The sequence below is a fragment of the Brachybacterium sp. P6-10-X1 genome, from assembly GCF_001969445.1.
Lineage (GTDB): Bacteria > Actinomycetota > Actinomycetes > Actinomycetales > Dermabacteraceae > Brachybacterium.
Map to the genome: position 1 here is coordinate 649,979 of NZ_CP017297.1, position 26,366 is coordinate 676,344.

The following is a 26,366-nucleotide window of genomic DNA, read 5'->3' on the forward strand; positions in this document are numbered from 1 at the left end:
ACCCAATTCCGTCGTTCGGGGCGCCCTGGCTAACCCTCGTAGGTACGGGGCGGTATCCGCCGGTCCTTTCGGAACGAGAAGGAGCAGGATCATGACCCCTCACGTCGCCTCAATGCTTCAGACCCACCCGAAAGACCTCGGCACCATCGACCAGCAGAAGCTCGCCGAAGGCATCGAGGCCTGCTTCGAGTGCGCCCAGACCTCCACCGCCTGCGCAGACGCCTGCTTGGCCGAGGACATGGTGGAGGAACTGACCCAGTGCATCCGCCTGAACCAGGACTGCGCCGACGTCTGCGCAGTAACCGGCCGGGTCCTATCCCGTCAGACGGGCAACAACGTCGCCCTCAACCGTGCCCTGCTCGAGGCGTGTCAGGCCGCGTGCCGTTCCTGCGCCGAGGAGTGCGCGAAGCACGCCGACATGCACGAGCACTGCACGATCTGCGCCGACGCACGCCGTCGCTGCGAACAGGCCTGCGCCGAGCTGCTGGCCTCGATCGGCTGACACCGCTACCTCTGCACGCAGAGGGAGCCCCGACCGGTGGTCGAGGCTCCCTTTGCGTTGGCGCTGTGGCGTGCGGTCAGCGGAAGGTGACGAAGGTGGGATTGCCCCAAATGGTCCGCTCGGTGACGGCACCCGGGGTGCGACCCGCGTCGATGACCGTGTCGCCACCGGCGTAGATCCCGAGGTGGCCGGGCCAGACCACGAGGTCGCCGGGCTGGGCCTGGGACTTCGGGATCGTGGTGCCGGCCGCGACCTGCTGTGACGAGGTGCGGGGCAGGTCCTTGCCGGCCTGCGCGTACGCGTAGGAGCTCAGACCCGAGCAGTCGAAGCTGACACCTGGCTTGGAGGTCCCCCACGAGTACGAGGCACCGATCTGGCTGCGCGCGGCGTCGACGATCGCCTGCCCGGAGCTGCTCGAGGAGGATGCGTGCGCAGGAACTGACGTGCCGCCACCGCCGATGCCGGGGGCAGACCCGTTGAGGGAGCCACGCGTCTCGGGGCCCACCACACCATCGACCTGCAGGCCGTTGGCCTGCTGGTAGTCCTTCACCGCGCTATGGGTGCGCGGGCCGAACTTCCCGTCGACCGCAAGTGAGGAGCCCTCGTCGTTCAATGCGGACTGGAGCTGCTCGACCGAGGAGCCCTGCGAACCCCACCGCAGCTTCTCGGCCGCCAGCGCGGAGGTCGCGTGTGCAGGGGCCGGCGCCGCGGGCGCGGCAGACTGTGCAGTAGTGGCAGGGGCGGCGGGCGACGCAGCCGGGGCGGCCTGCGCGGGGCCCGCGGCAAGTGCGGATCCGATGAGGACCGTGCCGAGGACAGCGGCTCCGCCGGTGCCCCGCAGCGCACGTCCTGCGGTCCCGGCAGGAGTGACTGGTCGGCCGATGGCGCGGTGGGTGTTGTTCTGGGCCATGGTTCTTCTCCGTAAGCTTCCCCCCTCAATGTGGGAGGGAGTCGATGACTGCGTTGATGCCACGTCGACAGCGGAACGAGGAACAAGGTGACGGCTCATGTCGGGGCAGCGAGATCAACCTACGGTCCTGAGCGGCCCAGCAGAACAGTGATGGGCGGCTTCGCCCGAGGATTTAACAGAGACTTGACGCCTTCTCCTCAAATACCCCCCGAGGGTAAAGGTTCTCTTTACCCTGTAGGGGTATGGGCTTGGGTGCTGACCCAGCTGGTGCTCAGGTTTTCGGGCGGCGAGGGAAGGGTGGTCATCGCTTTCGGTTGCCGTCCTGGTTGGCAGCAGCGGGAACCGATGATGAGTGCCTCGCGGGCGCTTGGGGTGGAGAACCCCACAGAAAATACGCGGCAACGGCACCGCATAGTGCGACCATAGCCAGGACCGCAGAGGCTCCCGCCAGCCCCGGAGTGGTGCCGAGAACACCGGCGAGAGGATAGGTGATCATGAAACAGGCGTGGGAGAGGGAGAACTGAGCGGCGAACACCGCGGGTCTCTGCGGGGTGGGGGAGTTGCGTCGGATGAGGCGTGAGGAGGAGGTGAGGATCGTCGAGTTCGCTGCGCCGAGCAGGAGCCAGACGCTGCCCAGCGCGATCCAGGCCCAGCCCGTGTGGGGGGCGAGGATGACTGCCGTTCCAGCTGCCAGGCCGAGGGGGACCACGATCGTGCCGGTGAGCATGAGTCGCTGGTCGGTGATTCGTTCGAGGACTCGGGGGGCGAGCAGCGCGGTGACCATGGATCCTGCCCCGTAGGCGGCGAGCAACAGGGCCATGTCGGATTGGTCTCTGCCGAGGTGTCCGCGCACGAGAACCACGGTGTTCACGATGACCATGGCGGTCGAGGTTGCGACCACGAGATTCATCGCCAGGAGGCTGCGCAGCTCCCGGTGGCGCAGGAAGATCCGGGTGCCGAGGGTGAGGCGGGCGAGGAACGGCGCATGTGGCTGAGGGGCGATGGCCGGGAGGCGGGTGGTGGTGACCAAGAGCGCGGAGCCGAGGAAACCGACGACGGTGCCGAGGAACAGGTTGTGGTAGCTGGTGAGCGTCAGCAGAGCAGCCGCCAGGACTGGACTGAACACCGACTCCAGGTCATAGGCCAGGCGGGAGAGAGACAGTGCCCGGGTGTAGTCCCGCTCCTGGGGAAGGATCTCGGGGATCACGGCCTGAAAAGCCGGGGTGAAAGTCGCTGAGGCGGACTGCAGGAGGAAGATCAGCACGTAGATCTGCCAGGCCTCGGTGACGAAGGGCAGCATCACGGCGGTGCCGGCGCGGGTGAGATCGGCCGAAATCAGCAACGGCTTGCGCGGTACGCGCGCGGTGAGGGCAGCAATGACGGGCGAGACGCCCACGTAGGCGACCATCTTGATCGTCAGCGCGGTGCCGAGGACGACGCTGGCGTTCCCGCCCGCGATGTCGAAGGCGAGCAGCCCCAGCGCCACGGTGAGAAGCCCGGTGCCCACTAGCGCGATGACCTGGGCGCTGAACAGCTTTGCGTAGCTGGGGTGGCGAAGCACCTCGATCATGACAAACGCTCTCGGGGTGTCGCTGTCGGAGCCCGATTGGTGGAGGCGTGAATCCGGTCGGCGAGCAACCTTTCATCAAGCGTTTCCGCCGCGGCAGCGTCCCGGTACCAGGTCTCCCCGTCGCGTCGGTGCGGCTCGATGAGTCCGACGGCGGTCAACGCGTCCAGGTGCACTCGCAGGCACTGGTGTGCGAGGCCGAGCGGTTCGGCGAGGTCGCGGGGGAATGCTGGCGCCTCAGCGAGACAGAGATAGATCTGTGCCCGCTCCCGGTTCGGTTCCGTGAGGCCGGCTCGCGCGAGATCGTCCAGAGCGACGGGGGGACGTGACAGGTTCGTGTGCATGAGGTCGACCTCTGCTCAGTTTCCGGGCCGCCGGGAGTCGTCGGTGCCCCCGGTGGGTGGTGGCCAGTGCTTGGTGCGCCCGGGGATGAGGCGGGCGGAGTTGAGGATGAATGCGGTCTCGCTGCCGACGTGGATGAAGGCCGCTGTGATCGGGCTGAGGAGCCCGGCCGCTGCCAGGGCGATGCCGATGAGGTCCACGGCGATCGTGCCGATGAAGTTGACCATCACGATGCGGCGGGCTCGACGGGCGACGCGGATCGTGTGTACGAGGTCGTCGAGGTCGGAGCTGATGAGGACGACGTCCGCGCTGTCCTGGGCGATCTGTGTGCCGCTGCCCATGGCGATGCCGACGTTGGCGCGGGCGAGGGAGGGTGCGTCGTTTACGCGGTCGCCGATCATCGCGAGTGTGCTTCCGGCTGCCTGCTCGGCGTCGATGGCGGCGAGCTTCTGATCGGGCAGGAGTCCGGCACGGACGTCGTCGATGCCGAGATCGGCGGCGATGGCCCGGGCAACGTTCTCCTGATCGCCCGTGATCATCATGCTGCGGATTCCCTGGCGGTGCAGCTCAGAGATCGCGACTCGGGCCTCGGTGCGCACTGTGTCCGCGAGCAGGATCCTGCCTGCCCAGCGTTCGTCGATCGAGACATGGACCGAGGTGGTGATGCCCTCGTCGAGATCTGGGGGAGCGTCCGTCACGAGCGTGCGAGTGCCGGCCAGGATCCGATGGCTGTCGACGACGGCACGCACCCCCTGGCCGGGTAGGTACTCGAACTCGTAGGGCATCTCCAACGGAAGCCCGCGTTCCCGCGCGGCAGTTACCACGGCGCGCCCGAGCGGGTGCTCGGAGTAGGACTCCACGGTCGCGGTGAGCCGAAGGAGTTCATCGGGGTCGATCCCGGCGCGGGGGTGGATCGTCGTGACGCGTGGGGCGCCCTCGGTCAGAGTGCCGGTCTTGTCGAAGGCAATGGTGTCGACGGTGGAGAGGGTCTCGAGGTGGGCTCCATCCTTGACGAATGCCCCGGAGCGGGCGATCCGGGCGATCGCAGCGAGAGCCGCCAGAGGTGTTCCGGCCGCGATGCCGCACGCCCCGGCGACGACGACTACGGAGATTGTCGCCGTGAGATCTCTGGTGATCAGGTAGGTCACGGCTGCGCCAGCCAGTGCGAGGTAGACGAGCCACGCGGCAAGACGGTCCGCGAGACGTTGCACAGGGGGCTCGGATTCTTGGGCCTCCCGTACGGCGTCGATGATCTGCCCGTAGGTCGACTCGGTCCCGACCTTCTCGGCGCGAATCTCGACGGTTCCGACCTGGTTGACCGAACCGGAATAGACCGGGTCGCCCGTGGTGACGTCGACGGGGAGGGATTCTCCGGTGATGCGGGATTGATCAACGGTGGTCTGTCCCGCCACGACGGCCCCGTCGACCGGGACACGGCCGCCGGGAGCGACGAGGAGCACGTCCCCCGGGAGTGCCTCGGACAGGGGAGCCTCGATGATGTCGTCGCCGCTGCGGATGTGGACCGTTTGCGGGAGGAAGGCCATGAGGTCGGTTAGTGCGTCCTTGCCGCGGTCCAAGGAGAGGTCCTCAAGGATCTCCGCAGCCAGCACGAACGCCGTGATTACCAGAGCGGTGACCCATTCGCCGATTGCTGCGGCGGCGATGATTGCAATGAGCATGGATAGCTCCATGCTCATCCGACGACGACGCATGTCTGCCCAGGCCTCGGACGCGATGGGCCAGCAGCCGATCACGAGACCGAGGACGGCGACTAGCGGGATGTCAGGCCATGGCCGCGTCAAGCCCGCGATGGTGGCGAGTGCGCACAGAGCGACCACGGCGGTCCGCAGGAGATCCTGTTTGTCGATCCGGCTCCACAATCTCTTTCGACCGGAGGACTGGGTGGTGGGGGTGGCGAGATCGGCGGTCACGCCCCGCCACCCGTATCGGTCGACGTGGCGGAGGGGTTTCCGGACGAGTTCAGATGATGCCGGGGCACGCCGTCAACCACGTGCTCTGCCTGGAACACCGCATGCGTGACCAGCGCGACGGCGTGTTCGTCGAGAAGGCTGTAGTAGACGCGAGTCCCGTCCTGACGCGTCTGGACCACCTTCGCCCAGCGCAGCTTCGCCAGATGCTGCGACACCGCCGTCGGGGACTTGTCGACCTGCTGGGCAAGATCGTTGACGGAGAGCTCCCCGGCGCGCAGGGCCAAGATGATGCGCACCCGCGTCGCATCGGACAGCAGCGTGAACACCTCCGCTGCCAAATCGACGAACTGACTCTCCACACCGAACGTGCATGCGTGCGTATCTTCACTCATACGAAGATAGTAACGGTTGTCGGGCGTGGAGGGAACAGGTGAGGACGTTGCGCCAGCACCCTCCCAGGCTGGATCGCTACAGCGTCGGAGCCCGCGCTACCGCGCGCCAGGGATCCTTCTATGTTCGTCAAACCGGGCTCATGGCTGGCTCAGTGGTGTTGAGGTTCCGGTAGATCTGGCGGGCGAGGAAGTGCTTCAAGCAGCGGCGTGCAGAACCAAGCATTACGCGTAATCGACGCCGTCAGCGACCGTCTTGGTGACCCCGACATTTCTCGGATCCAGAGTGTCAACCGGCACATGGCTGTGCCCCATGTGGCCTCACCGCAGGAGGAGGCGGATGAGCATCGGAAGGAGCTCGTGAAGGATGCCGTGAATCTTGCCAAGGCCGCAAAGCACGACGTCAACCCGAGTCGATTGGAGGCCGGAGCAGCAGCCAACGCGGCGCTGAGTGTGGTCGGCATTTTCCGCGCTCCGCAATAGGTCATCTCATCAGGGATTGCCCGAGCGCCTCGTCCGGGCAGCCGTCCCAACGGTCGCTGAAGTCCTTCGCGATGGCCACGGCGGCCCAGCGGTCGTAGCTCTCAGACACCGAGCCATTCACTCGTCGGGCGACTGTCGCGAGGGCCGTCCAGAGGTAGTGGCAGACGGCCTCGAGGCGCCACAGCCGGCCTCGAGGCCCCACAGCGCCTGGAGGACGGCGGCGATGTGGTCGTGAGTGAGCTTCTCAGGGAGGGCACGGCGACGATCTCCTCGCCGACGTCCGTCAGCAGCTCGATGGTGAGAGGACGATGGCCGCAATCGGACCACTCGAGCCCGCAGCCGGCTTCACCTCGATGAACGTGATTGCGGCCCCGGTGGTCCAACAGCAAGACCGGCACGTGTGCATGCTGCAAAGGGACGTGGCGGCTGGAGACCTGCAACTACCGCGTACAGAACCGGCTCGTTGAGAGCCGCTCCGCGGGGTCGAGGAATATTCAGGAGCGGACGAGTCGGGCGATGGCGTCCGACGCTTCCTTGATCTTCTCGTCGGCCGCGTCTCCGCCGTTCTGGGCGGCGTCTGCGACGCAGTGGGTGAGGTGGTCGTCGAGTAGGCCGAGCGCTACGCCTCGGAGCGCGCTGGTCAGAGCGCTGACCTGGGTCAAGATGTCGATGCAGTATTGCTCCTCGTCGACCATCCGGTGCAGGCCGCGGGCCTGGCCCTCGATGCGTTTGAGGCGGGCGAGGTAGCGGGCCTTGTCGGTGATGTAGCCGTGGCCAGCGTGCTGGTCGGCCTCGGGGGCCACGTCGGAGCGAGGGTCGAGTGCGTTGGTCATGTTGTTCTCCGTGTAATGGGGGTGGGACGGGCTCCGATGATGCCGCGTCCGGGGGAGGCTCGCGGCGTCACCCAGGCAGTTCCTTGAGGTCAGACCCCGGCTGGTCGCGTGGTGCGGGCACGCCGGGCGACTGGGGCTGGGGCAGAGTCGTGGGCGCGGCTCTTGAAGCCGCGGAGTCGCAGGCTGTTGCCGACCACGAAGACGCTGGAGAATGCCATTGCGGCGCCGGCCAGCATCGGGTTGAGCAGGCCGAGGGCGGCCAGCGGGATCGCGGCCGTGTTGTAGGCGAAGGCCCAGAACAGGTTCCCCTTGATCGTGCCGAGGGTCCGGCGGGAAAGGCGGATCGCGTCGGCCGCGCTGCGCAGGTCGCCACGCACCAGGGTGATGTCGGCGGCCTCGATCGCGACGTCGGTACCGGTGCCCATGGCCAGTCCGAGATCGGCCTGCGCGAGGGCCGCGGCGTCGTTGACACCGTCACCGACCATCGCGACGACCTTGCCCTCGGCCTGCAGGCGCGAGATCACGTCGATCTTGTCTTTCGGGAGGACCTCGGCGATGACCTGGTCAATGCCGACCTCTCCCGCGATGGACTCTGCGACCGCGCGGTTGTCGCCGGTGAGAAGCACCGGGGTCAGGCCGAGGCCCGTGAGTTGGGTGACCGCCTCGGCGCTGGTGGGCTTGACGGTGTCGGCGACCACCAGGATGCCCCGGGCGATGCCGTCCCAGCCGATGGCGACGACCGTCTTGCCCTGTTCCTCGGCCTCCGCCTTAGCGGCAGCGACCTCGGGGCTCAGGGCCATCTGCGTCTCGGCGAGGAGGCTCTCGCGGCCGACGACGACGGTACGTCCCTCGACGGTGCCGCGCACGCCCTTGCCCTCGACGTTGGTGAAGTCCGACAGCGTCGGAAGTTCGCCGACGTCCTGCGTCGCGCCCTTGGCGATCGCCTGGGCGATCGGATGCTCGGAGGAGTCCTCGACGGCGCCGGCCAGTCGCAGCAACTCGGCGCGATCGGTGCCTTCATCGGTGACGACATCAGTGAGGGTCATCTTCCCGGTGGTGACGGTGCCGGTCTTGTCCAGCACCACGGTGTCGACCTTGCGGGTCGACTCCAGGACCTCCGGGCCCTTGATCAGGATGCCCAACTGAGCCCCGCGGCCGGTGCCGACCAGCAGCGCGGTCGGGGTGGCCAGACCGAGGGCACAGGGGCAGGCGATGATCAGGACCGCGACGGCGGCGGTGAAGGCGGCTGTCAGGGGGAATCCGGCAGCGATCCAGACGCCGAGGGTGACCGCGGCGATCGCGATCACGATCGGCACGAAGATCCCGGAGACCCGGTCGGCCAGGCGCTGGACCTCGGCCTTGCCGGACTGGGCGTCCTCGACCATCTTGGCCATCTGCGCCAGTTGGGTGTCGGAGCCGATGCGCGTGGCGCGGACCACGAGCCGGCCCCCGGCGTTGACGGTGGCACCGGTGACGTTGTCGCCCGCGCCGACTTCGACCGGCATGGACTCACCGGTGAGCATCGAGGCGTCGACCGCCGAGCTGCCGTTGACGATGACTCCGTCGGTGGCGATCTTCTCGCCCGGCCGAACGATGAACTCGTCGCCTTCGCCCAACTCGGAAGTCGGGATCCGGCTCTCGACCCCGCCGCGGAGGACGGCGACGTCCTTCGCACCCAGGTCCAGCAGAGCGCGCAGCGCCGCGCCGGCCTGCCGCTTGGACCGCTTCTCGAAGTAGCGGCCCAAGAGGATGAACATCGTCACCCCGGCGGCGACCTCGAGATAGATGTTCGCGGCCCCGTCGGATGGCGAGACAGTCAGCTCGAACGGATGGGTCATGCCCGGCACGCCCGCCGTGCCGAAGAACAGCGCGTACAGGGACCACAGGAACGCTGCCGAGGTGCCCATGGAGATCAGGGTGTCCATCGTGGCCGCGCCATGGCGCAGGTTGGTCCACGCTGCCTTGTGGAACGGCCAGGCTGCCCAGACGATGACCGGCGCGGCCAGAGCGAGCGAGGCCCACTGCCAGTAGGTGAACTGCAGCGCCGGGATCATCGCCATCGCGATGACCGGGATCGAGAGCACCACCGAGCCGATCAAACGATGGCGTAGCGAGGTCAGTTCCGGGTCCTCCTGCTCGGCCCCGTCACCCTGGCCGCCGTCGGGCTTCTCTGGTTGCGGCAAGGCCGCGGTGTAGCCAGTCTTTTCGACCTCGGTGACCAGGTGGAACGGGTCGTAGCCGGCCGGTGCGGTGACGCGTGCCTTTTCGGTGGCGTAGTTTACGGTGGCGGTGACGCCATCGAGCTTGTTGAGTTTCCGCTCGATCCGGTTCGCGCACGAGGCGCAGGTCATGCCGCCGATCTCGAGCTCGTAATCACTGTCCAGCGGCTGCTGGGTCGGGGATGCAGACATGTCGTTGACTTCCTTCTTCCAGGAACTACGGGGCGGGACGCGGGAAGCCTGCGCCGGGTCAGTGGCCCTCGTCGTCCTTCTCCGCGGCTGTGGTTCTGCCGCTGCGGTGAAGACGTGCTACTCCGCCGCCCAGGGGCGCAGACCTTCGCGTCGACCTCGAAGCCCGAGCCTGCGAACTTAGTCACGAGCTCGCAGCCGCACAGAGCGAACCGGGGGCCCGCTTTGATCAGGCGCGCTGCGCCGTGTAGCCGGCTTCGTCGACCGCGGCCAGCACGGCGGAGTCGTCGATCGGTTGAGCGGCTGTGATGACGAGCTTGCCCGTCTGCGCGCTGACGTCGATCTGGTCCACGCCAGCGATCTCGCCGACTTCCTCACGGACTGACATCTCGCAGTGCCCGCAGGTCATGCCGGTCACCTGGTATTCGTACTGGTTCTGATCCAAGGTGCGCCTCCATTCGATAAATACCCCGAGGGGGTATGTGGCTCGCCCACCGTTTTACCCCTTAGGGGTACTCGTGTCAAGCGGTCTCCGGGCGCGGCGCAAAAATTTGGTCGGGCCCGGGGCCCCGGGGAGCCGTGGCGGATTGCTCCAAGCGCTCGTGTCGACCTATCTCGTCCTTGTGGCGGAGAGCGGCGAGGGCGGGGCCGATGCCGACGACGCCGACGAGCCCCCCACGGTCGTCCAGAGCGCCGATCGTGAAGGCGTCCGTGGTCGGGTCCCCGCCGAGCAGGGTCTCGCTGATCGCAGTGCCCGGCTCGCCGAGGACGGTCAGGCGGGTGCCATAGGCGTCACTGGTGAAGGTGGGCAGGGTTTTGAACGCGCCGGGGTCGGTGACGCTCGCGTCCAGGTCGAACAAAGCAGTGCGGGCGGCATGTCGGCCCTGTTCGGTGGCGAGTGCCCAATGCCCCCGGGGTGTCGGGCGACCGCCCGGGGTCTGGATGCGGGCAGCGTCGCCGGCGGCGTAGATGTCGGCTGCGCTGGGTACACGGAGCCGGTCATCGACGATGAGACTTCCCTCGGTGATGGGCAGGCCGCTGCCGGCAAGCCACTCCGTGGCGGGCGCTGTGCCATGCGCGACCACGGCGAGGTCGACGAAAAGCTCTTGCCCGTCCGTGAGTTGGAGCCGCAGGCTCCCGCCAGTGAGAGAAGCGTTGGCCAGGGTGGCATCGGGAACGAAGTGGACATGGCGACGGTGCTGCTCGGCGATCCAAGCGCCCACAGTCGGCCCCACGTGACGCTGCAGCGGAGTCTTCGAGCGGCTGATCACGGTGACGTCGACGTCGGCGGCCTGGAGGGCGCCGGCCGCCTCGAGCGCGATGACGCCGCCGCCCAGCACCGCGACCCGCCGGGGTCGATCTGCGGTTCCGGTCAGGATGGCGAGGCGACGTAGACGCTGCGCGTCGGCGGCGGTGTGTAGTGTCAGGAAGCGATCCCGTGTGGCCGGCTCCGCCACCCCGGTCCACCGCCGCGGGGCAGCTCCGGTGGCGATGACCAGCGCAGCCCAAGACAAACTCTCCCCGCTGGCCAGGTCCAGGCGGCGAGCCGAGGGGGACAGCGACATCGCGGGGTCGGCGAGGCGCCAGGTGACGCCGTCGGCACGCGCCTCCGGCAGGGCCACCGCGTCGACCTCGTACTGGCCTTTCAGCAGCCCCTTGCTGACGGTCGTGCGGTTGTAGGGCGGGCCCGGCTCGCCGGTGACGACCGTGATCGCCCCGTCCCAGCCCTGCGCCCGTAGCTCCCCCACAGCTGCCGCTCCCGCGGCTCCGCCGCCGACCACAACGATCTCGGTCATCCGTCCCAAATCCCTTCAGCGCTTGCAATGGATACCCCGGCGGGGTATAGATTGCACGGTAGCACCGCAGCAGCGGCGACCTACCGGCCACAACAAGGCCGGACACGGCGGCCGAGGCCGACCGCGACAACCGAGACACGAGGAGCAAGACATGGCTCACGAGCACAACCACGATCACGGACACGAGCACGCGCACGGCGGGCACAGCCACACTCCGGCGGCCGCGCCGGGTGAGGAGCTGGCGCAGTGCCCGGTGATGCCGGGCAGCATGGCGGTCAAGGCGGAGGCCGAGGCCGCTGGGCTGGTGCGCGAGTACGAGGGCACGACCTACTACCTCTGCTGCGACGCCTGCGCTCCGATGTTCGACGCGGATCCGGCGCAGTACGTCGGCGCCTGACCACTACTTCGCGCCCGCGTCCGGGTCGGGTTCGCGCCCGCGTCCGGGTCGGGCACCGCTCCAGCCGGCAACGAGGGTTGACGACGCCGTCGACTGATGGAAAGGGGACTTGCGGGAGGGTCAGCCATCCCGCCGGTAAGTGACAGACTTCATTGCCTCGACGACTGCGTAGGGAGGGATCGCCGTGTATTCCGGGATCGTAGCGATGGCGCTGGTGGCGATGGCCGCTGTGCTGTTCCTCTACGCGCTCCATCGCGCCACCAGTGTGCGCGCCGATCCGCTGCGAGGCCTTCCTGCCCAGTCGGGCTGGATACCCGAAGAGCATGCTCTGTCGCGATTTCACGTGCGCTGGTATCTCGCCTCGATCGTCTTCCTCGCGTTCGACGTCGAGATGCTGTTCATGTACCCGTGGGCAGTGGTGGTGGCAGAGGTAGGGATCTCTGCCGTCGTGGAGATGTTCTTGTTCCTCGGGGCGCTGTTCGTCGCCGTGGCGTGGGCCTGGCGGGAGGGAGCATTCCGATGGGTGTGACCAGGATCTTCGCCCGTCTGGCCGTCCGTGCCGCCCGGGTCCTCGTCGTCGAGGTCCCGGGCCAATGGCTCGCGCGCGTAGAGCTCGAACAGCAGATACTGCGCCGAGGTTGGCGTCAAGCGTGGACACCGGCAGACGCGGACGTGCTCGCGGTGTGTGGCGTGCCCGGCCCCGAGCTCGCCGAGCTGGTGGACCGTCTCTGGGACCAGATGCCGGGCCCCCGGGTCCGCGCCGACATTGATTCATCGGGAAGCGCAGGCTCTGCTCTCGAAGATGCCGCAACTCGACTTCTCGACACCCCGCACCACAGGACGGACGCCCGGGAGCGGGCGCAGAAGCCTCCGAGTCTCGAACCTCACCGCCAGATGGACAACGGTGACCACGAGGTAATGGACCACGGAGGTCACGGCCAGATTGACCACGAGGCGATGGGCCACGGTGGCCACGGCCAGATTGACCACGAGGCGATGGGCCACGGTGGCCACGGCCAGATGGACCACGAGGCGATGGGCCACGGTGGCCACGGCCAGATGGACCACGAGGCGATGGGCCACGGTGGCCATGGTGGGATGGACATGGCTCCGGAGGGAATTGCCTTGGCACAGGGCGGCGAGGATCGTGACGGTCTGGAGATGGATGTCCTGCATCTACCGCTCGGCCCGGCGCTTCCGTTCTGGCCGGCCGGTCTGGTGCTGCGCTGCTCGCTGCAGGGCGATGTCGTGGTCGAGGCCGCGGCGTCCGTCATCGACGGTCAGGACCACGAGACCGGAGCGCATGGCTCCCAGCCCGGCGGTGGCGCGACGACAGCCCCAGAAATGCGGTGTGACAGCGTGATGGCACTGCTGGCGCTGGTCGGGGCCAGAGGTGCGGCGGCCAGTGCTCGCCAGGCTCGCGACGCTCTGTTGCGTGGTGATCGGCCTGCCGCCCGCGATGCCCTCGAGCGGGTCCACCGCACAGTCCGGAGATCCTGGTTGCTGCGCTGGTCTCTGCGAGGGGTGTTGTCGCTTGGTCAGTCCGATCTGGCGCGCCACGGTCTGCCGGAGGGGTATCAGGGGGATGCCTACGACCGACTGCTGTCGACGGTGGAACGAATCCGAGTCGAGATCGGTGGCGGGAGCACTGTGGCGGTGGAGGCCGTAGTGCCATTGGAGATCGTTCCGCACCTGGTGACGGGATCGGAGCTGGCCACTGTACGCCTGGCCGTGGCCAGTCTTGGTCTGGAGCCGTTTGCGACGGGCCAGGAGGTGAAGCATGCCTGAAGGCGTGGTGACCGTTCCTGCTGGGTGGGCCGTGCTGGCTGGGATCATACTTTGCGGTCTGGCCGTCTTCGCGGTGGCGCTGGAGGCGGTGCTGTCGGCCCGGGCGCTGGGCGCCGGCAGCGGGTGGATCGCTCCTCTGAGCGAGACTGCCCGGCTGCTGCGGCAGCGCCGACGCACGACGGTGGCCGCGGACTCCCTGCTATGGCGGGTCGGTGGCACCGGGATGTTCGTGGGAGCGTTCTTGATGGTCGCCGTGATCCCGTTGGGGCGGTGGACGGTGGCTGATCTCGATGTGGGCGTCGTGTGGTTCAACGTCGTCGATGTCATGGTCTGGGCCGCGGTGTGGCTGGTGGGGTGGGGTGCGAACTCGCGCTACGGCCTGGTAGGGGGCTACCGGTTCCTCGCTCACGGCCTGGCCTACGAGCTGCCGCTGATGTTTGCTCTGGTCGCCCCGGCGATCGCGGCCAGCAGCCTCCGGGTCGGGGACGTGGTCGCCGCGCAGCAGGACCTGTGGTTCGTGGTGTGGATGCCGGTGGCGTTTGTCGTCTTCCTCATCGGCGTGATGGGTTTTTCCGTGTGGGGCCCGTTCGCACCGGCGCTGGCCGCAGACATCGCCGGTGGGGTGCTGGCCGAGGTCTCGGCGGTGGACCGTCTCCTCTTCCAAGCCGGCCGCTACATGTTCCTGGCCGCCGGGGCTGCTTTCTCGGTGCCGCTGTTCCTGGGTGGTGGCGCCGGGCCGTTGTTGCCGGGCTGGGCATGGGTGCTGGTCAAGGCTGTCGCGGTACTGGCCGTGCTGGTGTGGCTGCGCCGGAAGGTCCCCCTGTTGCGCCCGGACCGGTTCATGGAGGTCGGGTGGATGATCCTGCTTCCGGCGGCCTTGGTCCAGGACCTGGTCGTGTCACTCGTCGTGGTAGGGAAAGGCTGAACCGTGCTGATCGCAATCGTGTTCTGGGTACTGGCCATAGTCGCTGTGACTGCGGGCGTGGCCGTGTTCGTGGTGGACTCCATGGCCCGGGCCACCTACGCGCTGGCACTGTCGTTCATCGCCGTGGGCGTGGTGATCCTCCTGCTGCAGCAGAGCTATCTCGGGCTCATCACGATCCTGATGATGGTGATGGAGATGGCCGTGATGGCCGTCTACATGGTGATGTTCATGGGCATGAACCCCGCGCTGATGCCCATGGACATGACCCACGGGAAGAAGACGGCGATCGGCACCTCAGTCGGCGTTTTCGTGCTGTTGGCAGGCGGCGCCCTGCTCATTCCGTGGCCGCAACGCCGCGGCGAGCCGCCCGAGAACCTGACGCATGCTCTCGGTCTCGAGATCATGGGCGAGAAGATGCTGGTCATGGCGGTGGTCGCTCCTGTCATGGTCGCAACCATCGTGGCCGGGGTGGTGCTGGCGGCCCATCGCACGCGCTACGACCGGTTCGGTGATGATCTGCGCCATCGTCCGGCCGACGACCCCCGATCGGACGGTGTGGGCCAATGATTCTCGAAGCCGTACTGGTGGTGGCCGCCGCACTATTTGCGGTGGGCCTTTACGGCGCACTGTCCCAGCAAGTCGTCGTGATGGTGATGATGGGCCTGGAACTGATGATCAACGGGGTACTGCTGGCTGCCGCTGGATTCTGGTGGTTCCTCGCCCCTGACCCCTCCGGACAGGTCCTGCTGCTGGTGGTGCTGGCGGCCATGACAGTGGAGATGGCCATGGGCTTCGCCATCGCCACGCTGCTGCACCGCCGGCGCCAGACCGATATGACCGACATGGCCGAGGAGCTGTCTCAATGACCGGGGCCCAGGCCGCACTCTTGGCCATGGTCATGCTTCCGGCCACCGTGGGCACCGTGCTTGCCTTCAGCCGGGCCCACCGCGCTGCGGCCCCGATCGCGGTCGGGGCCGCCGGACTCACCACCGTCCTGGCGTTCACTGCTGCGCTGGCGCGGCCGTCGCTGTCCTACCCGTTCATCGCCGGCGCCGACTTCGCCCTCGACGTCGACGCTCTCGCGGCGCTGACCGTGCCGATGATCGCCGCGGTGACCTTCCTGGTGCTGGTCTCCGCGGCAGGCAGCATCCGGGAGTCACAGGCTCGCTTCCACGGGTTGATGCTAATCTTCTCGGCGGCTGCCCTGGTGACCGCGACGGCCGCCAGCATCCCGGCGCTGCTGTTCGCGTGGGAGCTCATGGGGGCGACCTCCTACGCCCTGATCGGGTTCTGGTGGCGGGACTCCGACCGCGTCTCGGCGGGACTGACCGCCTTCATCACGACTCGTACCGCTGACCTGGGACTCTATGTCGCCGCTGGCGCCGCACTGGCCGGCGGGACGGGCATGGCCCTAGCCGACCTGCCGGCTGCGGAAGAATCGTGGCGGCACGTCGCGGCAGCCGGGATCCTGGTGGCGGCGCTGGGCAAGGCCGCGCAACTGCCCTTTTCCTTCTGGCTTTCTGGAGCGATGAAGGGCCCCAGCCCGGTGAGCGCGTTGCTGCACTCCGCCGCGATGGTCGCTATGGGCGGGTACCTGCTGTTGCGAGTGGAGCCGCTGCTGGCCTCGACCGGGTGGGCCGGGCCGGTGACCGCCTGGATCGGTGTGCTGACAGCGGTGCTGATGGGAGTCGTGGCGCTGGCGCAGCGCGAGTTCAAGCAGCTACTGGCCGCCTCCACGGTCGCTCAACTGGGTTTCGTGGTGCTCGCCGCCGGCGTGGGCGCCGTCAGCAGCGGCGCCGCCCATCTGGTGGCGCACGCCTCGGTCAAAGCCCTGCTCTTCCTGGCCGTCGGGGCGTGGCTGACGGCACTGGGCACTGAGGACCTCACGGAGCTGCGGGGGGCGGCCCGTCGGTGGCGAATGGTAGGTGTGGCCACCACCGTGGCGGCGCTGGCCTTGGCCGGGATCGCTCCGCTGTCCCTGTGGGCGACCAAGGACGCCGTGCTCACTGCCGCGCTCGAGTCCACCCCATGGCTCTACGCTGCGGGGCTGATAGCTGCTGCCTTGTCGGCGGCCTATGCCGGCAAGGCCCTGTGGGCGATCTGGCGCCGCGGCGACCGCAAGGGCATCCGAGCCGGCGGTACTGGCGAAGTAGGAGCTCTGGAACAGATCCCGCTGGCTGTGCTCGCCGTCGGCGCGGCCGTGCTCGGAGTGCTCGCCCTGCCCCCGCTCAGTGGCATACTCGCCGACGCCCTGGGCGGGCACGGCAAGGTCTCGGCACCTGCACTGATCGTCTCGGCAGGGAGTGCGGTGGCCGTGCTGTTGCTGATGCTGCGGCTGCGCGCCCCCGAGCCGAGATGGGCTCTCGGCTGGCTGGGACTGGAGGCCGCCGCACACGCCGTCGTCCTCCGCCCCTCCCTGGCCCTGGCACACGCCCTGGCGCGGTTCGACGACCACGTCCTGGATCGAGCGGTGACGACCCTGGCAGGGGCGGTCCCCGTGCTGGCGCGGGCCGTCGCCCGTGTCGACGACGCCGGGGTGGACCGGGGCGTCGAAGCCATTGCTGGCCAGGTGCGCCGACTCGGGCAGCTGGCCCGGGCCCCACAGACCGGGGCCATCCACCAGTACTTCCTCCAGACCGTCGCGGTGCTCGCCACCGGTGCCGTGATCTGGGCCGTCTACGCCGTGATGGGATGAGCATGCTGAGTCTGATCATCTTCCTGCCCTTGGCGATCGCCGCCGTCCTCGCGGTGGTGCCAGCGATACCTCCCGCGGCCGCCCGCTGGACGTGGCTCGCCGTGAGCGCCGTGGAGCTGGTGCTCGTCGGAGTGCTCTGGGCCGGTTTCGAGGAGCCGGGCCCGAACAGGTTGGCGTACGAGGTGCAGGTGCCGTGGATCCCCGGCGTCAACAGCAGCTATCACGTCGGCGTGGACGGACTGTCATTACCTCTGCTGGCCATGACCGCAGTCATCTTCCTGGCGTGCGCCGTCTACGCCCTGCGGAACTCCGAACGTCCCCGCGAGCAGGCGGCACTTTTCCTGTTCCTGCAGGGTGTGAGTTTCGGAGTGTTCCTCGCCGCCGACCTCATCTTGTTCTTCGTGTTCTTCGATCTCTCCATCGTGGGCATGTACTTCGTGATCGCAGTGTGGGGCCACGGCAACGCGGCTCGTTCGGCTCTGAAGTTCTTCCTTTACACGTTCCTGGGCTCCCTCGCGCTGCTGTTGGGCTTCATCGGGCTCTTCGTGGCCTCGGAACCGCATACCTTCGACATCCCCGAGCTCGTCGCGGCCACCCCACTGAAGGACAGTCCACTGGCCGGCGGGCTGGTACTGGCGGCGATCGTGGTGGGCCTGGCTGTGAAGACACCCACTGTTCCCTTCCACACCTGGCTGCCCCCGGCTCACACCGACGCCCCGGCCACCGGCTCGGCGGTCCTGGCAGCCGTGCTGCTGAAGATGGGCACCTACGGGTTCGTGCGCATCGCCATGCCGATCCTGCCAGAGGCATGGAAGGCCTGGGCCTGGGTGATCATCGTGATCGGAATCGTCTCGGTGCTGTACGGAGCATTCGTGGCACTGGCACAGACCAACCTCAAACGCATGATCGCCTACACCTCCGTAAATCACATGGGCTACATCATCTTGGCCCTGGGCGTCGTCGGCCTCGTCGTTGACGACACTGCCCAGGCCCGTTCCGTGGCAGTCACGGGCGCCGTCGTCCAGATGGTTAGTCATGGGCTGATCACTGCCGCGCTCTTCCTCCTGGCCGGGGTGATGCAAGCCAGGGCCGGCACCTACGACATGGGCTCCTACGGCGGCCTGGCTGCCCCCGCGCCGCGCTACGCGGCACTGTTCGCAGTCGGGGCGTTCGCCTCCCTGGGCCTGCCCGGACTGTCCGGGTTCATCGCCGAGTTCCAGATCTTCGCCGGCAGCATCGCGGTCGCCCCCGTCACCGCCATCGCTCTGCTGGGCATCCTGGTCACCGCCGCCTTATTCCTGCGGGCGCTGCAGCGGGTGTTCACCGGCTCCACGGCGGGCCGGTCGCCCGGGTTTGCGGACCTGCACGCCCGGGAGCTGTGGTCGATCGCTTCGCTGCTGGCCCTGTCGCTGCTGATCGGGGTGCTGCCCCAGACATTGCTCGAGGTGATCGAGCCGGCCTCGGCCGCCCTCGTCGGCCTGATCGGGAGGTAACCGGTGGAGGACTCGATGCAGATGCGACCCATCTTGCTGCTGCCGGAGATCATCATGTTCGCCGGCGGGCTCGTCGTCCTGATGGGCGGATCCTTCCTGCCCCGGAACCGGCAGTGGATCGCCCGCGCCGTGGCCGCCGTGACCCTGCTGGGGGCCGCGACCGTGGCCGCCCTCGCCATGGCCGGGCCGGCGCAGGCCGCGTTCTCCGGCACTTTCGCCGTGGACACCGCCACCGGCGCCGCCCGGGTGATCGCCGCCGTGACGACCTTGTTGGTCCTGGGTGTGGCGTCCGGGGAGATCGCCGGTTCCCGCCGGGAGTCCGACACCTATGCGCTGCTGCTCTTCGCCACCACCGGCGTAATGGTACTGGCCGGGGCCACCGACTTGCTCGTGCTCATCGTTGGAATCCTGCTCGCCAGCATTCCCTTGTACGGGATCGTGGGGCTCACCGGCGGCCGCTCCGGGGCCGAAGCCGCCATGAAGACCTACTTCATGGGGGCCCTGTCTGGGATCCTGCTCATGCTCGGGGTCACCGTCCTCTACGCCTTGGCCGGTGGCACCGACTATGCACGGCTCGCAGACGAGCTCCCCAACGCCCCGGCCGGGGCCGCGGGCGTTGGCGTGCTGTGCGTGCTCGCCGGGCTGCTTTTCAAAGCCGGGGGAGTGCCACTGCACTTCTGGGTGCCCGACGCCGCGCAAGGCACGGGAGTCACCGCCGCCACATTCCTCACCACGGTGCCCAAGATCGGAGCACTGGTGGCCGTGTACCGGATCGTGACTACGGCCGCTGCCGGAGACGGTTCCTGGCTGCTCGTGGCAGCGCTGCTCGCCACGGCATCCATGTTCCTCGGCAATCTCGCCGCCTACTGGCAACGTGATCCCCGCCGACTGCTGGGGTGGTCGACAGTGGCCCAGGTCGGGTACCTGCTCGTGCCCGTGGCCGCCGCCGGGCGCAGCGACCTCGCCCTGCCCTCGATGCTGTTCTACCTGGCGGCCTACGCCCTCACCAACGTAGCTGCATTCGCAGTCACCGCTGCGCTACCCGAGTACCGGGACCTGACCGCCTACCGGGGCCTAGCTCGCGCCCGCCCCGGGCTCGCACTGGCGTTGCTGATTGCGCTGTTAGGACTCGTGGGCACTCCGCCGCTGGCCGTGTTCGTCGGCAAACTCACCACTGCCACCGCCGCCTGGGACGGCGGGCACGGCTGGCTCGCCCTGCTGGTGATGCTCAACAGCGTGCTGAGCCTCTTCTACTACCTGCGCTGGTTCGGCCCCGTCTTCGCCCGCCCGACCGAGGACTCTCCAAGCTTTCCCCGCCCAGGTGGGACGGCTGCCTGGGCGGCGACGACCGCCGGTATCGCCGCGACCGCGAGCCTGGCACTCGGAATCCTCGCCGGTGTTCTCTGGGCAGTCCTGGAAGGGCCCTTGTTGCTCTAGGGACGATTCATATTGCGGATTGCCGCTGTGATCGGTCAGGACCTGGGTCGCGCCGTGGATTCGGCCCCTCACGAAACAGGCGTTGCCGTGGGAGCGGCCCGGCTCCTTCGTCATCTCAAGCGCGCAAAGGAATGGAGGCACTCGGAGTCCCCCGGGGTCAGGACGGCGTGCACTGACGGAAGGTCGTCGGAAACGCCTGCTGGGTCCGCAGATCGGGCAGATCCGCGCTGCTGCGGTAATTGGACGAGGTCGTCGTGATCGTCGCGACAGGGGCGTTCAGTCTCACGCCGCTGACTCCCGGTGCGTGCGGTCCAGGCGGATCATGTGTCTCCACTTGCGTCCGGCGACCGACTGGGTGAACCCCGGACCTGTCATTCGATCCGGCACGCGCGGGCTCGACAGGACTTCGATGTCGCTGGCGCTGGCTTGATCCACCAGGTATTGGTCGGTGCGCGGCACGGTCCCGGTGCGGAGCCAGTGCGGGGTCGCGGCGAGCAGGCGGGCGTTCGTCGCGATCGTCTCGCCGGCGGCTGTGGTGCCTTCGCGGTAGGGCATCTCGCCGGGATCGAGCAGCCGCATCTGTCGCCACCCTTCGTCGCGCCCGTGCCCTCGGGCGAGGAATGACGCGGTCAGGTCGAGGAAACCTGCGGTGGCTTCGTGGGGTGCCGGGAACCAGGTGGGCCAGGGAACCATGCCGATGCGGTCGGCAGTGCGGTTCAGTGCCGTGCCGGGGTAGTCGCGGACGGCTTCGCGGATCGCAGCCTGGATTTCGGCGGTTGTGGTGTTCTTCGCCGCCGCGCTGGTGGCCTGCGACGGGGTCGACGCGTCCACGACGAGCACGACCAAGGGCAGCTCGTAGGTGGGGTGGCGCTGCAGGATCTGGGCCCACTTGGCGACCTTGCCGCGGAATCCTCTCCCGACCGAGGCGGTGGTCTCGACCGCGATCACCAACCCGTCGCGCCGGACGATACCGGCATCCGGCTTGCGGCCCAGGTCCGCCTGGGCAGCTTCGATCCCGGCCGCGGCCAGCAGCGCCGGCAGGGCCATCTGCTTCTCTCCGAGCACGGTGGCGACGTCGCAGTACTCCGCGACTCGCAGCGCGAGTTCGGTGGTGAGCACGTTGTGGCGGTCGAAGCGGTGCTCGGCGTCCCAACCCTGCCCGCCGGTGACCGCGACATGTTCGGCGAACGTGAGGGACTTGCGGTATCGGGCGTAGGCGTCGATCTGGTCGCCGACGGCCCACATGCTCATCCGGTCCCGGGCGGGGGCGAGACGATTCATGCCCGCCGACACGTGCCCGTGAGCGAGCAGGCCGGCGGAGAAGGGTGCCGACAGCGACTTGGGGTAGGTGCGCGCCATGACGGCGGAGCCGGTGATGGCCGCCAGCTGTTCACGAGTGATGGTCCGCCACGAGGCCACCGCGCCGAGGGCGCCGAGGATGGAGGGGCGGTGACGGTTGGTGCGCATCTGCGCCAGCGCATCGGCGGGGTCGGTGACGAAGCTGGCCGGGACGCCCGACCACCGCTTCTGCTCCGGGGTGGCGCGGCGGTGCTGGGAGGCGCTGACCCAACCGTCGGAGATGCCGGTGGCGAACATGCCGCCCCAGTACGGGTCGGCCCTATCGGTGGCGCGGAACGCACCGGTCGGGTTGCGGGAGGGAAGCTCGTCGAGGGCTCTGCTGGTCATGGTGGTCAGTCCTCCTGGCTGGGCGGGTAGACGGTGTCGCGGAACGCGTCGCGGTCGTCCTCGAAGGGGTGGATCGTGGCGGTGAAGACGTTCATCCGCTGCTGATCGAGGACGGTGCGCACGAGCGTCATGTAGCGGGGGAGGTCCATCACTTCCTTGGGGTGGACGACCTCGAACCCCTCGGTCGCTCCGCCGGTGAAGTCCTTGGCGATCTGCGAAGCGACATCGGAGTTCTCCTGCGCGTAGGAGATCACCGTCGACAGCGAGAACGTGGTGCGCCGGACCGCCTCGGGCAACTGCTCGGGCTCCTGAGTGGCAAAGATCGGGATCACTCCGAACGCGCGGCCTTGCATGCGGGTCCACTCGATGACATCGGGGGAGTTCTTGGCGACGCGGGAGAGCTCGTCGGAGATGATCGCGACGTAGCGCCCCTGGTTTTCCCATCCGGCGCAGACGTCTTGGATCGCCTCCCGCAGCGAGTACAACAGCATGCCGGACAGCGCGTCACCGACCGCGGCGGGCAGGCGGACGTTGTCGGCGCTGGCACCGGTGCGTCTCGAGGTGGCACCGGAGTTGATGACGATCCGCAGATGGCGGGCCAGGATCTGTTCGAAGGAGGCGACGCGGCCGTCGGTGCGCCACCAGTGCGGGGCGAGCATCAGCACCTCCACCTTCGACGAGGGGGCCTTTTGCAATCCGGCGCGGGCGGCGGGCTTCACGGCCGGGCCGTACAGTTCCGACAGTCCGCCGACGGCGATCTCGATCGCCTCTCGATCGCCGTCGATGCGGTTCGCCTTCACGTCGGCGAGGTGGCGGCGGATGGTCTCGGCCAGGTGGATGCCGAACTCGTCGCCGTAGCCGCCCAGCAGTACGTGCGCGATCGACATCGGGGTCGACAGCGGTGCCGGCGTCGGCGCATCCGGGTGCGTGGCGATCGCATCGGTCAGCACCGACGTGGGGACGCCGAGCGCGGTAGTGAACACGCCGCGCAGTGTCTTGGCAGAGGCGGCGCCGATGGAGTCATCGCCCCAGTGGTAGATCATCGTGTCGACGAACTTCGCGGCCCGGTCGGTGACCGTGGTGCCGGCGGAGAACATGTCGATGCGCGCCCCGTCGGGGTCGGCGAGGTCGAACACGTGCACCTTCCGGGTCCCGAGCGTTCTCGCCCAGGCCTGGTACTCGGCGGCGTCGGTTCCGGACTTCGACTCGAACGCGATGACCGCCCCCTGGGTGCCGAGCATCGACTGGGACTGCTCGACCGTCTCGGCCTCCTCACGGGGCAGGGGCTGTTGGTCCATCATCAAGAACGCGAACAGCGACCGAAGCAGGTACGACTTGCCCGAGCGGGGTTTGCCGAACACGGCGATTCCCGCCCACAGGTCCCGCGCCGACAGCCGCACCATCTGACCGAGCGCATCGACCCCGATCACCGGTCCGATGCGTCGCAGCAGCGTGGCGGGCGCGTGCCGGTCACCGGTCTCCGAAGTGCCGGAGGCGGACCCCGACGCGGGGGCGAGCACCCCGACCGGCAGGAGCGCACCGAGCTTGAACGATCCGCGATCCAGCGGGTAGTCCCCTGGGCTCGCAGCGGTCTTTTTCGCCCCGGACGGGGTAAAGTCGCCGGCGGACTCGGCGCGGCCGAGATCATTGCCCTGCGTCGGTTGCCGCGTGCGCAGCGCCCAGCGCCGGCGGGGGAGTGGGAACCGGCCGTCACGGAAGCGCCGCTGGTACCGCCTGCCGCACGCGATGTAGGCCAGCATTGTCAACAGCGGGAGCACCAATGTGGCCATCACAGCCGTGCCGATCGTGGTGGTGATCTCCGGCGGGACGACGTCGCCGATCGCAGGCGCGGCCAGGCGCGCACCGACGCCCGCGACGAGCAGCGCCACAGCAGCGACGAGATGCTGGGCGATCACCCAGGGCCGAGGGAAGGACACGGTGCGGGTCTCGAGGTCGAAGCCGTGCATGTCCCCGGCCACCTGACGCAGCAGCGAATCCACACTGGCGCCCGACGTGGACGCCGCGGCGACGTGCGCGATCACGCCGTTCGGTTCCAGCGAGTGGTGGGTGCCGCCGACGATCCGGCCCTTGATCCACCGGTCCCAGGCCCGGTCCTCGTGGCGGGTCAGGCTCCGGTGCGGGGCGCGCATCGTGATCGCCACCCAAGAGCCGACCGGCATGTCCGCCAGCGACGCCGCCATCGAGAACGGATCCTTGCCCGTCTGCGTCGTCGAAGTGCGGGTACCGCGGGGTCGGAAGAACAGATGCCTCATCGACGGCGCCGCGCCCAGGTCGGGAAGTTCGTCGGCGTAAGCGAGTTTGCCGGTGACCGCATGAGCCGCCGACAACGCTGCCTTGTTCATGTTGTCCGTGTCCGGAGTGACGAGGTAGTTCTCCAGTCCCTCGTCGGTCATCACGGCCAGGAAAGTGGCGGCGGTGCGGGGGCCCAGCGACGACGCGAACGACCGCATCCGAGTCGCGACGAGCTCGGGACTGTTCTGCCCGCCGGATGCTCGCGTCACCCGGCGGAGCACTGTACGAGTACTCATGCCCACCCATATGCGAAGGAGCGGATTTCTTCCTACGCTCGGTGGAATCCCTGGCGATAGCGCTCACGGTTCGCGGCGGTCGACGCTCGAACTCGCCGACCCGGTGGGCTGCAGGTGTGATGCTCCGTTACGGAAGCCGCATGAAGGGCGCAACTCAAGACGAAGCAGCAGGATCTTCGGACGTGAGCCATGCTTACATGTGTGCATGGCACACAAGTATTTCCAGAACCTCGGGTCGAAGATCGGCGGGGATCGGCGCGACCAGCGCGTGGCCATCCGCGAGGCGGGATTCGCTGACGAGTCGGAGGCTGCAACGTGGGGTCGTAGCGTGGTCGGCGACGCCGGAGCGTCCGCCACTAGAATGGAGAACATCAAGACCCTACGTCGAGCGCGGCCTGATCTGACTCTCTCAACGGCGACCTACATCGCGAACCACATACACCTTCACTGAGTTTCTTCGGAGCCTGCCCACGACACGCTTAACGGGGTGTCTCACGGAACGAACTGCGTGTCTCAAATTCTGGACCGCAGCTCACCTCAATGAACACCGACACCAAGCGCCTCGGCATCCCCGCCCTGTACGCGCTGTGTCCACGATGCGGCTTCGCCGCGGGAATCGTGGTGCGTCCAGTCGTATGACCTCGTCTTCGTATCGACCCCTGCGCTTATTGGCTCCGCCGCTGTGGTGGTCGATTCTGCGTCTTGTGTGAGGTCATCCGATCCGGCGGGGAATGCTCAGGCAGAGCCTTCGCACCGGGCTGCGCCCGGATCCCGCGTCGAGGGCGTCCCGTTCACGCTTCGCGTGACCGTTGCGCTGCGCCACGGTCCGTTTCTCGCGCTCCGCGCTCGAACCGGTGGGCGTACCTCTGGACGCTCCGCGTGAACGACCCGCCGCTCCGCGATGCGTACCGCAGGCGGCACGCAGGCGCTGCGCGCCACGCACCGCGCAGCGGTGCAACAGATTCCGACAAACGAGACCATCCATGACCCTCCGGGACGCAGACGAGACGAGGACGCCGAGGGGCGCGAACGCCTCGTACCCCGTGAAGTGGGCGGGACCGAACACCTCGTGCGACGAACACGAGACGCCCCATCACTGCCTGCATCGACATCGCCCCGGGAACATGTGGACGTGGGGATGTAAGTCAGAATCGTCGATCCGAGGAGCCAGTGCTACGAGGATGTGGGGACCCGGGAATCCGCACCGATGCGATACGGGGAGCGTGCACGATCAGCGCTGCGCGCGCCAAGACAGGCCAAGACAGCGAGACGCGAAGCGCTGCGAAACACATAGTGCGAGTAGTCGGCGTAGCCCGATGCGAAGTGCGGAGCACGAGCAGACGCCGTGACGAGGACGCCGTGAGAACGAGGAAATCCACACCGGTGACGTAAACGCACCGCCGAGACGTGATGGCACCGGGGGAGGGGACGCGTCGCGAGAACGCGTCCAGGTAGCGACGTGGTTGCGTCACGAAGAGCACCGCCCAGTTGGCGCAATGGGTGCGTCACGAGCACACCGCACCGACACCGACACGACAACGAACCGATCAGCAGGGGCGCAGCCCCACGGCGCGAAGCGCCGCCGGGAGCGAACCGACCGGACCGGACAGAGAGCACCAAGGAAGGACGAGCCCCCAGGCGAGGACGACTACGGGGCGAATCGGCCGGGGAGGGAAGCGTGAGCGACCCCCCTCCTATCGCGAACTCGATGGCATGCAGCAGTCCTGCTCGTTTTATCCGCTGCCTTGCCTCATCTCGCCGCTGGGGTCAGCGCGGCCGGTCTGCGGATAGCGGCTCCCGTGGCTGTCGCCCATGCCCGGACGCCTCGCTGGTGCTCGGCGGGATCGGGACGCCTGTCGGCGACTGGTGCGGTGCGGCCGGTCGGGTGGCGGGGTCGTCCCGCGGGACGTGGAGTGCGCCCACTTCCTTGTCGACTACTTCAAGAGTGCACGGCTGATGCGAGGGAGGCGCACGAGATGACCACGCGCTTGACGATCACGACGGAGTTCACCACCGGGAAGACCGAGAAGCTCTCTCACGAGTGGCTGGGTTGGGAGCTGGACGCGGCAGCGTCGGTGATGCGCGCACAGCATCACGTGGACGGTGGCGGGATCGTCTACGACCTCCCACTGAGTGCAAGGCATCGAGAGGCCGGCATCGTCCGTGTCACCCACGAGTGGACCGAGCTCGACCGTACCGTCGCGGGGGCTGAGTCGTGACCGCCCTCAGCCTCGA

At 68.1% G+C, this 26,366-nt stretch carries 23 protein-coding genes; 13 read left to right on the forward strand and 10 right to left on the reverse strand.

The genetic code is table 11. The features are described from left to right. The first annotated feature begins 91 nt into the window (after window positions 1-91). Window positions 92-502 carry a four-helix bundle copper-binding protein gene (locus BH708_RS02865; RefSeq protein ID WP_076806457.1) on the forward strand — a complete coding sequence of 137 codons (411 nt, stop codon included), beginning with the start codon at window positions 92-94 and terminating at the stop codon, window positions 500-502. 76 nt (window positions 503-578) lie between these two features. Here the strand turns inward: BH708_RS02865 and BH708_RS02870 are convergent, their stop codons facing one another. The 4 genes from BH708_RS02870 to BH708_RS02890 form a co-directional block, all read right to left on the reverse strand. Next, the gene (locus tag BH708_RS02870) at window positions 579-1,412 is read right to left on the reverse strand and encodes a C40 family peptidase (protein WP_076806460.1); all 834 of its coding nucleotides are present in this window, start codon (window positions 1,410-1,412) and stop codon (window positions 579-581) included. A gap of 301 nt (window positions 1,413-1,713) precedes the next feature. Then, entirely contained in the window at window positions 1,714-2,982 is a 1,269-nt protein-coding gene (locus BH708_RS02875) for an MFS transporter (protein ID WP_076806461.1), read from the reverse strand. A 356-nt stretch (window positions 2,983-3,338) separates the two neighbouring features. Next, entirely contained in the window at window positions 3,339-5,252 is a 1,914-nt protein-coding gene (locus BH708_RS02885) for a cation-translocating P-type ATPase (RefSeq protein WP_076806465.1), read from the reverse strand. Further along, window positions 5,249-5,644, reverse strand: coding sequence for a metalloregulator ArsR/SmtB family transcription factor (locus BH708_RS02890; RefSeq protein WP_076806467.1), 396 nt, complete (start codon window positions 5,642-5,644; stop codon window positions 5,249-5,251). The genes BH708_RS02885 and BH708_RS02890 overlap by 4 nt, the downstream gene beginning before the upstream one ends. 207 nt (window positions 5,645-5,851) lie before the next feature. Between BH708_RS02890 and BH708_RS19720 the strand changes: the two genes are divergently transcribed. Then, the gene (locus BH708_RS19720; protein WP_157235698.1) at window positions 5,852-6,124 is read left to right on the forward strand and encodes a hypothetical protein; all 273 of its coding nucleotides are present in this window, start codon (window positions 5,852-5,854) and stop codon (window positions 6,122-6,124) included. Between the two features lie 494 nt (window positions 6,125-6,618). Here the strand turns inward: BH708_RS19720 and BH708_RS02895 are convergent, their stop codons facing one another. From BH708_RS02895 to BH708_RS02910, 4 genes are all read right to left on the reverse strand, one after another. Beyond that, window positions 6,619-6,957, reverse strand: coding sequence for a metal-sensitive transcriptional regulator (locus BH708_RS02895; RefSeq protein WP_076806468.1), 339 nt, complete (start codon window positions 6,955-6,957; stop codon window positions 6,619-6,621). A gap of 89 nt (window positions 6,958-7,046) precedes the next feature. After that, a complete protein-coding gene (locus tag BH708_RS02900) occupies window positions 7,047-9,368 on the reverse strand; it encodes a cation-translocating P-type ATPase (protein WP_076806470.1) in 2,322 nt (773 codons plus the stop codon). A 226-nt stretch (window positions 9,369-9,594) separates the two neighbouring features. Continuing rightward, on the reverse strand, window positions 9,595-9,810 hold the full coding sequence (locus BH708_RS02905) for a heavy-metal-associated domain-containing protein (RefSeq protein ID WP_256386308.1): 216 nt from the start codon (window positions 9,808-9,810) through the stop codon (window positions 9,595-9,597). Window positions 9,811-9,886: 76 nt separating this feature from the next. Further along, window positions 9,887-11,161 (reverse strand): NAD(P)/FAD-dependent oxidoreductase, encoded by a 1,275-nt coding sequence (locus BH708_RS02910; RefSeq protein ID WP_076806472.1) that lies wholly within the window; start codon window positions 11,159-11,161, stop codon window positions 9,887-9,889. 151 nt (window positions 11,162-11,312) lie between these two features. On the opposite strand from BH708_RS02910, the gene BH708_RS02915 reads away from it, so the two are divergent. The 9 genes from BH708_RS02915 to BH708_RS02955 all read left to right on the forward strand — a co-directional run bounded on the left by BH708_RS02915 (window position 11,313) and on the right by BH708_RS02955 (window position 19,896). Next, complete coding sequence (locus tag BH708_RS02915; protein WP_076806474.1) at window positions 11,313-11,558, forward strand: YHS domain-containing protein; 246 nt, start codon at window positions 11,313-11,315, stop codon at window positions 11,556-11,558. A 184-nt stretch (window positions 11,559-11,742) separates the two neighbouring features. Beyond that, entirely contained in the window at window positions 11,743-12,087 is a 345-nt protein-coding gene (locus BH708_RS02920) for an NADH-quinone oxidoreductase subunit A (RefSeq protein WP_076806476.1), read from the forward strand. After that, window positions 12,084-13,346, forward strand: a complete 1,263-nt coding sequence (locus BH708_RS20235; protein ID WP_157235701.1) for a hypothetical protein — start codon at window positions 12,084-12,086, stop codon at window positions 13,344-13,346. The genes BH708_RS02920 and BH708_RS20235 overlap by 4 nt, the downstream gene beginning before the upstream one ends. Further along, window positions 13,339-14,271, forward strand: a complete 933-nt coding sequence (locus BH708_RS02930; RefSeq protein ID WP_076806480.1) for a complex I subunit 1 family protein — start codon at window positions 13,339-13,341, stop codon at window positions 14,269-14,271. Before BH708_RS20235 ends, BH708_RS02930 begins: the two co-directional genes overlap by 8 nt. 3 nt (window positions 14,272-14,274) lie before the next feature. Further along, the gene (locus BH708_RS02935; RefSeq protein ID WP_076806482.1) at window positions 14,275-14,838 is read left to right on the forward strand and encodes an NADH-quinone oxidoreductase subunit J; all 564 of its coding nucleotides are present in this window, start codon (window positions 14,275-14,277) and stop codon (window positions 14,836-14,838) included. Beyond that, the gene (locus tag BH708_RS02940; protein ID WP_076806484.1) at window positions 14,835-15,137 is read left to right on the forward strand and encodes an NADH-quinone oxidoreductase subunit K; all 303 of its coding nucleotides are present in this window, start codon (window positions 14,835-14,837) and stop codon (window positions 15,135-15,137) included. The genes BH708_RS02935 and BH708_RS02940 overlap by 4 nt, the downstream gene beginning before the upstream one ends. Next, complete coding sequence (locus BH708_RS02945) at window positions 15,134-16,966, forward strand: NADH-quinone oxidoreductase subunit L (RefSeq protein WP_076806487.1); 1,833 nt, start codon at window positions 15,134-15,136, stop codon at window positions 16,964-16,966. The genes BH708_RS02940 and BH708_RS02945 overlap by 4 nt, the downstream gene beginning before the upstream one ends. Continuing rightward, a complete protein-coding gene (locus BH708_RS02950; protein WP_253705456.1) occupies window positions 16,963-18,459 on the forward strand; it encodes a NuoM family protein in 1,497 nt (498 codons plus the stop codon). The genes BH708_RS02945 and BH708_RS02950 overlap by 4 nt, the downstream gene beginning before the upstream one ends. Before the next feature lie 15 nt (window positions 18,460-18,474). After that, a complete protein-coding gene (locus BH708_RS02955; protein ID WP_172805731.1) occupies window positions 18,475-19,896 on the forward strand; it encodes an NADH-quinone oxidoreductase subunit N in 1,422 nt (473 codons plus the stop codon). A 282-nt stretch (window positions 19,897-20,178) separates the two neighbouring features. Here BH708_RS02955 and BH708_RS02960 read toward each other — a convergent pair whose 3' ends face one another. Next, the gene (locus BH708_RS02960; RefSeq protein WP_076806491.1) at window positions 20,179-21,582 is read right to left on the reverse strand and encodes a hypothetical protein; all 1,404 of its coding nucleotides are present in this window, start codon (window positions 21,580-21,582) and stop codon (window positions 20,179-20,181) included. A gap of 5 nt (window positions 21,583-21,587) precedes the next feature. Beyond that, on the reverse strand, window positions 21,588-24,104 hold the full coding sequence (locus tag BH708_RS02965; protein WP_157235704.1) for a hypothetical protein: 2,517 nt from the start codon (window positions 24,102-24,104) through the stop codon (window positions 21,588-21,590). Window positions 24,105-24,336: 232 nt separating this feature from the next. Between BH708_RS02965 and BH708_RS02970 the strand changes: the two genes are divergently transcribed. Next, window positions 24,337-24,582 (forward strand): hypothetical protein, encoded by a 246-nt coding sequence (locus BH708_RS02970; RefSeq protein WP_076806493.1) that lies wholly within the window; start codon window positions 24,337-24,339, stop codon window positions 24,580-24,582. 1,525 nt (window positions 24,583-26,107) lie between these two features. Further along, window positions 26,108-26,350, forward strand: coding sequence for a hypothetical protein (locus BH708_RS02975; protein ID WP_076806494.1), 243 nt, complete (start codon window positions 26,108-26,110; stop codon window positions 26,348-26,350). Window positions 26,351-26,366 lie beyond the last annotated feature (16 nt).